A 9,583-nucleotide genomic window follows, 5' to 3' on the forward strand; every position below is an offset into this window, starting at 1 on the left:
AGGTCGGGATCGGATTCGGGGTTTCCCCTGGCGTCGGTGCAGACATCCGCTGTTTCGTCCCGTTCCGCCAGGGCCATGAGGATGGCCTTGAAGAGCACGGCGGGAATTTTGAGACTCGCCACCCTGAATGCCGTCGCCACCTCCTCCGAGAAGCGTTCCCTGTTCTTGACGATACCTTGACCGGCAAGCGGCCGCAGGGCAGACAGGATGCATTCCTGTAGCTTGCGGCCTTCTTCGATCTCGACCTGAGCAACCTTCGTATCCTTACGCTTTTTGCTGGAAGCAAGGTTGGCAAAGGCCGTGGTTTCCTTGAGGCGGGCGATTCGCATTTCGTCCACCGCGAAGTTGAGCCGCAGCGGACGTTCCACCGTGATGCGCCGGTAACCGAAGTCGGCATTGTCGAAGATGCGGACATGCTCGACCTCTTTGAAATTTCCGTAGAGCCGGGTGATCTCGTCGCGCTGATCGTCGCAGATTTCGTTTCGCTTGTTGCCCAGGGATTTGCGCATCTTTTTGAAAAAACTCGTTGCATCCACCATTTGGATCTTACCCCGGCGGCCCGGCTCTTTCCGGTTGGTGACGATCCAGAGATAGGTATAAATGCCGGTGTTGTAGAAGAGCTGGTCTGGCAGAGCGACAATGGCCTCCAGCCAATCGTTCTCGATGATCCAGCGGCGGATCTCGCTCTCTCCAGACCCTGCCGCACCGGTGAACAGCGGCGACCCGTTGAAGACGATTCCAAGGCGGGTGCCTCCTTCCTTCGGCTCCTTCATCTTCTTGATCATGTGCATGAGAAAGAGAAGGGAGCCGTCATTGATGCGGGGCAATCCTGCGCCGAAACGTCCTCCGAAGCCCTGCTCTTCATGTTCGCGCGTGATAAAATCGGCTTCCGGCTTCCACTTCACACCAAAGGGAGGATTGGCCAGCATGTAATCGAACTTGTGGATCGGGAAACGGTCGTCGGTAAAGCTGTCGCCAAAGGCGATGTGCTCGATGTCCCAGCCCTTGATCATCATGTCCGACCCGCAGATGGCATAGGCCTGAGCGTTGTAGTCCTGACCGAAGACTTCCAAGCAAGCGTCGGGGTTGAGTTCGCGCACGTAGTCCTCGGCTACGGACAACATGCCGCCCGTCCCGCAGGCCGGATCGTAGAGGGTCTTCACGATGCCTTTGGTCGTGAGAATGTCGCCATCCGGCATGAAGAGAAGGTTTACCATCAGGCGAATGACCTCGCGGGGGGTGAAGTGATCGCCCGCCTCTTCGTTCGATGCCTCATTAAACCGCCGGATCAACTCCTCGAAGATGTACCCCATCTCAATGTTCGAGACGACATGCGGATTCAGGTCGATATCGCAGAACTTGGCCACGACCAGATAAAGCCGGTCTGCCCTGTCGAGTCTGGCAATATGTTCCTCGAACCCGAAGTACTCGATGATCTCTCGAGCCCGCGAGGAAAAACCCTTGATGTAATTGGTCAGGTTGGCGGCGATGCTGTTCGGATCACCTTTGAGCTTTTCAAAGGTGCAGTGGCTGATGTTGTAAAAAGGCACACCCGTGACGCGATAGAGAAGGGGATCGACGTTTTTGACCTTGCCACCCGAGAGTTTCGCCCGCTGTTCGAGCACCTTTTCCTTGGTGGGCTCCAGGACGCAGTCAAGACGGCGCAGGACGGTCATGGGGAGCATGATGTCCTTGTACTGGTTTGGCCGGTAGGGTCCGCGAATTTTGTGACAGATGACGGACCAGGGATACGCCCACTCAAAAATCCGTCCTTTTCACGCTCTTCGGGGGTCTTCCTCTCGCCCGTTGACAATGCGGGGGCGCTTCCGCCGCACGCCATGGGGCGTGCCTTCCATCCTTTTGCGTCAGAAGGACATGGCGGCGACGCCGGAAACGACGAGGCCGATACCGCCGAGAAGGCGTGGAGTCAGGCGCTCACGGAGCAGCAGCGCTCCGAAGAGAGCGGAGAGGAAAGGTCGTATGGAAACGATGTTCGTGGCGACCACGGCGGAGATGGCCGTGAGGCTTCCCGTGAAGAGCAGGTTGCCTACGGTGAGGCTCAGTGCTCCGGCGGCCACAGTCCAGAGCACGACAGAGGCGGGGGCTCCCCGCAATCCGGAGGGCGCGGCGCAGCCTGCGCCGAAACGTCCCTCCCGAAGGAGGAACACGAGCCAGGAAACGCCGGCCACTCCCAGGGCCCGCCACCATTCGATCTCTGCCACGGGAAGAACGTTTGCCGACACTTTGCAGGAGACGAGCCCCGCAAGCCAGCAGACCATGGCCGCGAAGGCGAAGAACATTCCCGTTCGATTGCGCAGCGCCTCCGTTCCGTCCTCCCGGGGCGCCACCAGGTAGAGCCCGCCGCCGATGAGCGCCGCCGCGAAGAGAAGGGAAAGATGGAAGGATTCGCCGAGAAAGAGGCACGACACCGGGACGGCGAGCAGCGGATAGGCGGAGGTCACCGCAGAGGTCACCGCCACTCCGAGGCGGTTCAGGGCGGCGAAGAAGAAGGCGTCTCCCACGACGAGCCAGACCACCCCCCCGGCGATGATGGCAAAAAGCTGCTCTCCCGAGGGAGGAGCCAGAAGCGCCCGCGCCCCCTCCGTCATGGCGAGATAAAATCCCGCCGTGGCCAGATAGCCGATGCAACGCACCGCGCCCGTGCCCCACACGGAAAAATGTTCCCCGCTCCGCCGGTAGAGCACGGGCGTAAAGGCCCAGATCACCGTAGCGCCCAATGCCAGTATCCATCCCAGAAATTCCTGCATGATCGTTGCCCGCCCTTCGTCTGTACGGAAAGAAACTCCTGCGGCGCTCTTTTCGGCAGGAACGTTTCGGTTTCCGCCTCTATGCGTCGCCGGAGAGATCCTCCGGAGTGATGTCCATGTAGATCACGTCGAAAAACTGCCGTTCCCGTTTCAGGGCCCGCCGGCGGCGGCCCATCTCGCGGAAGCCCACTCTTTTGTAGGATTCGATGGCCCGGGCGTTGAAAGAATACACCCGGAGCAGCACGTTTTCGAAGTTGAGGTAGTCGAATCCGTACCGGAGCAAAAGGGTCATCGCCTCGCGGCCGTACCCTCTGGACCAGTACGCCTTGTCCCCGATGAAAATACCCAATTCCGCCGTGCCGTTCAGATGGTCCGTGTCAAAGAAGCCGCAGACGCCGATCATGGCCTCCGTGGCGAGATCGACGATGGCGTAGTTGTGCTCCCTGCCGATCTTCTCCAGGGCCTCCCGTTCCGCCTCAAGGCCGATGACCGCGGAAACCCTGGAAAGGTTCCGCACCACCTCGAGATCGTTGAGCCAGGCCGTACACTGTTCCGCGTCCTCCACAGAAAGAGGCGACAGGTAGCACTTGTCTCCCACCAGTTTGCGGAAATGCATGGTTTTCTCCTCTCATTCGTTTTTTTCGGGCCTTCCCAAAAACCGGAAACGCTTCTCCGTAAAAACCGCCCCGCAGGAAGAATCGAACGAAAAAACACAATGGCGTGCTATTATAACGTATCGAAAATCCTGTGCCCTGGAAAGAAGGCGACTTGCGCGTGCGAAAGACAACCCTGTTCCGCACTCTGGTGGAGGGACCGGAAATTCTGGTGCTTCCAGGCGCCCATGACGGTCTCACCGCCCGGGTGATCGAAAAATGCGGCTTCAAGGCCCTTACCGCGGGGGGCTACAGTTTCTCCGCCTCCCTCCTCGGAAAGCCCGACATCGGGCTCCTCACCATGACGGAGATGGTACATCAGTACCGGAATCTTGTGAACGCCGTGGACATTCCCGTTTTCGCCGACGCGGACACGGGGTACGGAGACGTGAACAACGTGATGCGTACCGTGCGCGAATACGAGGCAGCCGGCGTAGCAGGGCTCTTCATCGAGGATCAGGTTTTTCCGAAACGTTGCGGCCACATGGCCGGCAAAGCGGTCATTCCCCTGGAGGAGATGGTGGCGAAAATCAAGGCGGCCGTCGCGGCGCGACAGGACCCGGATCTCGTCATCATGGCCCGCACGGACGCACTGGCAGTGCACGGCTTCGACGACGCCATCCGGAGAGGAAAAGCCTACGCCGAAGCGGGAGCGGACATGATTTTCGTCGAGGCGGTGACCTCGGAGGAGCAGATGCGAACCGTGAATCGGGAAATCCTCAAGCCGACCCTGGCGAACATGATCGAGGGAGGAAAGACTCCCCTGAAAACGCCGCAGGAACTCCAGGACCTGGGCTACGCCGTGGTGGTCCATCCCTGCTCCCTCACCTATGCCGTCGCCGGGGCGGCGATGCGCTGCATGACTGAACTCGCGACCCACGGCACCACCGCGGGCTGCCGGGAGAGCATGATGGATTTCGACGAGTTCTTCCGCTTCATCGGCGCACCGGAGATCCGGGAACGGGAAAAACGCTTCTTCTGACGCCCCGGCGGAGGCGTGTTTCCGCAAAGGTCTCCCCGGCCCGGGGCGGCCTTATCTTCTCAAGCAGCCGATCGGAGGTGGAAAATTCCCGAAATGCGCTTTTCACGACGGCGGTGTTCCTCCGAAAAGACGAAGGCAGTCCCTTCGCCGGAGGAAACCGGACAGACACGGCAGAACAGCCGGACTCTCCCGGAGGTGTTGTTCAAATGAAGGCACGGCACGTTTCGCTTCTTCTCGCGGTTGCGCTCTTTTCCCTCGTCCTCGTCTCCGGCTCCTTCGCCGCGGAGATCGAACTCAATCTGGGACACGCCGCATCGGTCGCCCACCATTACCACACCTCGTCGGAACTCTTCGCGAAACTCGTGGAGGAGGGAACGGGCGGCAAGGTGAAGATCAACATCTTCCCCGCCAACCAGCTCGGCTCCCTTCCGGACATGACCGAGTCGGTCCGGCTCGGCACGCAGGACATGGTCCTCACCGCCGACCCCATCATCGGCAACATCATCCCCGAATTCGAGGCGCTGTATCTTCCGTACCTCTTCCGGGACTACGCCCACGTGACCGCCTTTGACGGCAGCGATGCGGCGAAGAAGCTGGAGGACATCCTTCAGGAGCACGGCATGGTTCTTCTGGGATGGTGGGAGAACGGCTTCCGGGTCATCACGAACAACCGCAAGCCCATCGTCACCCCCGCCGACATGGCGGGCATGAAGCTCCGCATCGGTGAATCCAAGATGGCCGTCAACACCTTCACCCTCCTGAACGTGAACCCCACGCCCATCACCATGAGCGAACTCTTCACCGCGCTCCAGCTCGGCACGGTGGACGGCCAGGAGAATCCCACCGGAAGAGCACTGAGCGGCAAATACTACGAAGTGCAGAAGTATCTCTCCCTCACGCGCCATCAGCATGTCTACGAGCCGCTGGTGATGAACAAGGCAAAGTTCGACTCCCTGGCCCCGGAAATCCGGGCGGCCCTGCTCGGCGCGGGGAAGAAAGTGGCGGAGATCGACCGGAAGAGTGTCTCCGAGACCGAGGCGGGCGAGATCGAGGAACTGAAGGCGAAGGGCATGGAGATCAACGAGGTGGATCTTCCCGCCTTTCAGGAGGCCATGCGTCCGCTCTACGACCAGTACGAAAAGGAGCGGGGCGAAAAGTGGGCCGAACTGGTGCGGATGATCCAGAACCTGTAGCCGCTGTGGTCCTCATGTCCGGCTCACTCCAGCCCTCACACGCACCCGGAACATCCACGCCGCCTTTCCAGCAGCTGCGGCAACTGCAGGCCCTGCTGAACAGGACGACTCGTCTCCTTTTGGTGGCCCTCGTGGCAACCATGTTCCTCGTGCTGCTCCTTCAGATCGTGTCCCGTTTCGTCCTTTTCTTTCCCATCCCCTGGTCCCAGGAGCTGCTGCAGTATCTCAATATCTGGATGGTCTTCCTCGGAGCTTCCCTCGCGGTGGCCGAGGGAGCCCACATTCGGATCGACCTGGTCCGGACGGCGATTCCCCGGGCCTGGGAACACGGGCTCACCCTTCTCGCCCATGGCGTGAGCCTGCTTCTCGTGAGTGTCGTGGCATGGCAGTCGGGAATTCTGATGACGAAGACGATGCACCAGAGCATCGGTTCCTTTCCCGTTCCCATGGGGTGGTTCTACCTGAGCGTTCTTCTCGGATGTTCTCTCATGGGCCTCAACTACGCGGTGCGCATTCTCCTCGTTCTCGCGGGCGTTTCCGCGGAGGGCGACAGCGGAAGCGCACACGGCCACGCCGCGCCGCCCTGTTCCGCAGCCGACGGTCCCGACCACTCCCCGGGAGGCGCCTCATGAGCGGTCTCCTCTTCGCCTCCTTCGCCGCGCTACTCTGTCTCTCCGTTCCCATCGCGCTCTCCCTGGTGGGAGCCTCTCTTCTGGGCCTCGCCCTGAAGACGCCCATTCCCCTCTTCATCGTTCCTCAACGCATGGTGGGGGGGATCAATTCCTTTCCCCTCCTGGCCCTGATCTTCTTCATTCTCGCGGGGAACATCATGACCGAGGGAGGCGTCTCGAAAAAGCTGGTGACTTTCGCAAATCTCTTCGTGGGCAAGGTAGCAGGCGGATTGGCCATCGTCTCCACGCTGGCGGCGATGTTCTTCGGCGCCATTTCGGGCTCCTCCGCCGCGACCACCGCCGCCATCGGGGCCATCATGATCCCCCACATGAAGGACGCGGGATACCGTCCCTCCTTTTCCGCAGCGGTCATCGCCAGCTCCGGTCTGCTGGGCCTTCTCATTTCTCCCAGCGGCACCATGATTCTCTACGCCATCATCACCGACGTGTCGATCCTCAAGCTCTTCGTGGGAGGTATCGTTCCGGGGATTTTTCTCGGCATCTCCCTCATGGTCGTGGAATACGGAATCTCGAAAAAACGGGGATACCGCACGGAAACCGCCACCCAGGAAACAGTGGGCACGACGGAACCGAAGAGCGCCGCCGCGCCGCCGGACAAAGGAAAGGCATTTCGGGATAGCCTTTTCGCCCTCCTCTCGCCGGTGATCATCCTCGGCGGGATTTACTCCGGCATCTTCACGCCCACGGAAGCCGCGGGCATCGCGGTTCTCTACGGCCTGCTGGTGGGGCGCTTCGTCTACCGGGAACTTTCCTGGAGCCGCATCGTCTCGGCCTGCTACAAGTCCGCTCTGAGCGGCGCGGTGGTCATGTTCCTCATCGCCGCCGCCTCCATCTTCGCCTGGCTCCTGGCCACGAACCAGATTCCCCAGCAGTTCGTGAGCGCGGTCACGTCCTTCTCCAGGAACCCCAAAACGGTGCTCCTGCTCGTCAACATCACGCTGCTCATCGCCGGCACATTCCTGGACAACGTAGCGGCCATCACGCTCCTCACGCCCATCCTCTACCCCCTGATCGTCTCCCTGGGAATCGATCCGGTCTTCTTCGGCGTACTCATGATCACCAACCTGGCCATCGGGCAGGTGACCCCTCCGGTGGGCATGAATCTCTTCGTGGCGGCCAATATTTCCGGTGTTCCCGTGGAGCACATCGCCCGGGAGGCGATTCCCTTCGTGCTCGTCCTCGTGGCAGAGCTGATGGTGCTCACTTACGTTCCGGAACTCATCACCTTTTTGCCGAACCTGCTTCTCAAATGACATCCGGGGCGCCTTTTGACGCTCCGGCTCTTTCCGTCGCGAAACCTTCCGCCATGGAGGTTTCGCGTTTTTCCCCTCGCGGTGAGATATTGGATGCACTAAATCGAAGTTGGGAGTATAATGCGCCGGGATTGTACCGACGAGGAGATTCTACCCGGAAGCGCTCCTTCCGCCACGATGCGTCTTTCGTCCGATACGTCACACTTTCCACAAGAAAACGCCATCTTTCGAAAGAAGGTTCGAACATCCATGACACTCGCGGGTCTTCTCCTCTGCGCCGGTACGGCCATCTGCTGGGCCTCGTCGCCGCTTCTCCTCCGGGAAGGGATGAAGAGCTTCTCCTACCAGGAAATCAACGCCGTGCGTTCCCTCGGCTTTCTCGGCGGATCCATCGTGGTCCTCCTGACGCTTCTGGGCACGTCCGCAACCTTCCCCACCTCGCCCTTCCTCCTGGGTGTCGTGCTCTGCAACGTCCTTCTCGGCAACATCCTCGGCGATGTGGCCTATTTCGCCGCCATCAAGAGCATCGGCGTGAGCCGCGCCGTGGCCATCTCCAGTGCCTATCCCCTTGTGGTGACCGCCGTTTCCTGGCTGTGGCTCGGCGAGCACATCACGCTCCATGTCCTGGCAGGAACGGTGTGCATCGTCCTCGGCCTTGTCTTTCTGCGCATGGAAGGACACGACAGAGAACAACCGCAGGCCGCCACAAAGGGCTTTCTGCTCTCCATCCTGGCCGCTCTCTGCTGGGGCATCGGCATCCCCATCTCCAAGTGGCTCATCTCTTCCGCCGGCATGGACCCCGTGACCTTCAACTTCCTCCGGGCCCTGACGCTCGTCCCGCTCACCTGGGGGATCTGGCTCTCCTCCGCAAAGGGACGCCGGGAGGCAAAAACCTTCCTCTCCCGGCGCGACGAAACCAGCAGGGGGGACAACGCGGTTTCCGCGGGGAAAACCCTTGCTCTGCGGCGTCTCAGCGTCGTTCTGGCAGGGGTTGTGGGGCTTTCTCTGGGAGGCGTGCTCTTCACGCTCTCGCTGCGGACGGCGCCGGTGTCGCTGGTGACACCCATCACCGCCACGAGCCCGTTTCTGACGGCCCTCTTTTCCTTCTTCGTCCTGCGGGAGCCCACCCGGGCCGTGCAGTGGGCGGGCATCGCCTTCATCGTGGGAGGATCCGCCGCCATCGGCATGTGAGCATATGCGGGAGCCCCGCTCAGGTTCCACAGGGGCTCCCTGTCATGCCGCACCCACCTCCGAATTCCGCTTTCCCGGAGAGACAGCTTCATCCGGAGATCCTCGAGACCCGCAGCAGTTCAAGAAACTCCTCGAAGGGAACCGCGGGGCTGTACAAATACCCCTGATAGTGCACGCAGCCGAGCTGCTCCAGCGAGAGCTGCTCTTCCTTCGTTTCCACGCATTCTCCCATCACGATGAAATTCAGCGTCCCGGAAAGAGAGACGATGGAACCGACGATATCGTTGCACCGGGAATTCCCGTTGATCTCCCGGACAAGGGATCCGTCGAGTTTCACCATGTCGAATTCGTTGCGCTGGAGATATTTCAGCGAGGTATGCCCCATGGAGAAATCGTCGATGACCAGGGGAAAACCCATGGCGCGGATACGTCGACTTTTCTGTTCCGTGGCGTGGTCGAAGACGAACGCCTTCTGTTCCGTCAGCTCCAGCCACAGGTCTCCCGGCTTAATCTCTTCTTTTTCGAAAAGCTCCCGGAGAAACTGTTCGAAGGTCTCCTCGCAGAAGGTGGTCGCCGTTATGTTGACGCAGGTCTTGAGCTGTCGTCCACATACTCCGCGGAGGACGCCCGCATTTCTTGCGGCTATTCCGAGAACGTACCGCTCCAGTTCGTAGAGGGTCCCCGTCTCCTCCGCAAGGTGAATGATCAGGGGAGGCCAGCTATCAAAAGTCAAGAGGGATAGACGAGGTGAAGTAACCGGAAAGGAATTGAGGGATTTTTAGAAAGACGCAACTTGACAGCAGAATATAGCCCTGAAAGAGGGTATGCAAAACCAGCCGGTCCTGAAACGG

9 protein-coding genes are annotated in these 9,583 nt (G+C 60.4%); 5 read left to right on the forward strand and 4 right to left on the reverse strand.

All coding sequences use genetic code 11. From position 1 onward, the window contains the following. From Q1K49_RS14365 to Q1K49_RS14375, 3 genes are all read right to left on the reverse strand, one after another. On the reverse strand, positions 1 to 1,676 hold a 1,676-nt coding region (locus Q1K49_RS14365; RefSeq protein WP_300526657.1), incomplete at its 3' end, for a class I SAM-dependent DNA methyltransferase. Between the two features lie 189 nt (positions 1,677 to 1,865). Further along, positions 1,866 to 2,768 carry a DMT family transporter gene (locus tag Q1K49_RS14370; RefSeq protein WP_300526658.1) on the reverse strand — a complete coding sequence of 301 codons (903 nt, stop codon included), beginning with the start codon at positions 2,766 to 2,768 and terminating at the stop codon, positions 1,866 to 1,868. 79 nt (positions 2,769 to 2,847) lie between these two features. Beyond that, positions 2,848 to 3,384, reverse strand: a complete 537-nt coding sequence (locus tag Q1K49_RS14375; RefSeq protein WP_300526659.1) for a GNAT family N-acetyltransferase — start codon at positions 3,382 to 3,384, stop codon at positions 2,848 to 2,850. A 158-nt stretch (positions 3,385 to 3,542) separates the two neighbouring features. Between Q1K49_RS14375 and Q1K49_RS14380 the strand changes: the two genes are divergently transcribed. From Q1K49_RS14380 to Q1K49_RS14400, 5 genes are all read left to right on the forward strand, one after another. Further along, complete coding sequence (locus Q1K49_RS14380; RefSeq protein ID WP_300526660.1) at positions 3,543 to 4,403, forward strand: oxaloacetate decarboxylase; 861 nt, start codon at positions 3,543 to 3,545, stop codon at positions 4,401 to 4,403. Between the two features lie 206 nt (positions 4,404 to 4,609). Continuing rightward, the gene (locus tag Q1K49_RS14385; protein WP_213694178.1) at positions 4,610 to 5,596 is read left to right on the forward strand and encodes a TRAP transporter substrate-binding protein; all 987 of its coding nucleotides are present in this window, start codon (positions 4,610 to 4,612) and stop codon (positions 5,594 to 5,596) included. Between the two features lie 140 nt (positions 5,597 to 5,736). Beyond that, complete coding sequence (locus tag Q1K49_RS14390) at positions 5,737 to 6,228, forward strand: TRAP transporter small permease (protein ID WP_300526664.1); 492 nt, start codon at positions 5,737 to 5,739, stop codon at positions 6,226 to 6,228. Continuing rightward, positions 6,225 to 7,541, forward strand: coding sequence for a TRAP transporter large permease (locus Q1K49_RS14395; RefSeq protein ID WP_300526661.1), 1,317 nt, complete (start codon positions 6,225 to 6,227; stop codon positions 7,539 to 7,541). Before Q1K49_RS14390 ends, Q1K49_RS14395 begins: the two co-directional genes overlap by 4 nt. Positions 7,542 to 7,790: 249 nt before the next feature. Further along, positions 7,791 to 8,732: a DMT family transporter gene (locus Q1K49_RS14400; protein WP_300526662.1), complete on the forward strand. Its 942-nt coding sequence runs from the start codon at positions 7,791 to 7,793 to the stop codon at positions 8,730 to 8,732. 88 nt (positions 8,733 to 8,820) lie between these two features. Here the strand turns inward: Q1K49_RS14400 and Q1K49_RS14405 are convergent, their stop codons facing one another. Continuing rightward, positions 8,821 to 9,465: an EAL domain-containing protein gene (locus Q1K49_RS14405; RefSeq protein ID WP_300526663.1), complete on the reverse strand. Its 645-nt coding sequence runs from the start codon at positions 9,463 to 9,465 to the stop codon at positions 8,821 to 8,823. Positions 9,466 to 9,583 lie beyond the last annotated feature (118 nt).

The organism is Aminiphilus sp. (assembly GCF_029975095.1).
Classification (GTDB): Bacteria; Synergistota; Synergistia; order Synergistales; family Aminiphilaceae; genus Aminiphilus.

Coding starts and splice junctions, on each gene's coding strand:
- Q1K49_RS14390 (WP_300526664.1), top strand. CDS start 5,737: ATGTTCCTCGTGCTGCTCCTTCAGATCGTGTCCCGTTTCGTCCTTTTC.
- Q1K49_RS14375 (WP_300526659.1), bottom strand. CDS start 3,384: ATGCATTTCCGCAAACTGGTGGGAGACAAGTGCTACCTGTCGCCTCTT.
- Q1K49_RS14395 (WP_300526661.1), top strand. CDS start 6,225: ATGAGCGGTCTCCTCTTCGCCTCCTTCGCCGCGCTACTCTGTCTCTCC.
- Q1K49_RS14385 (WP_213694178.1), top strand. CDS start 4,610: ATGAAGGCACGGCACGTTTCGCTTCTTCTCGCGGTTGCGCTCTTTTCC.
- Q1K49_RS14400 (WP_300526662.1), top strand. CDS start 7,791: ATGACACTCGCGGGTCTTCTCCTCTGCGCCGGTACGGCCATCTGCTGG.
- Q1K49_RS14370 (WP_300526658.1), bottom strand. CDS start 2,768: ATGCAGGAATTTCTGGGATGGATACTGGCATTGGGCGCTACGGTGATC.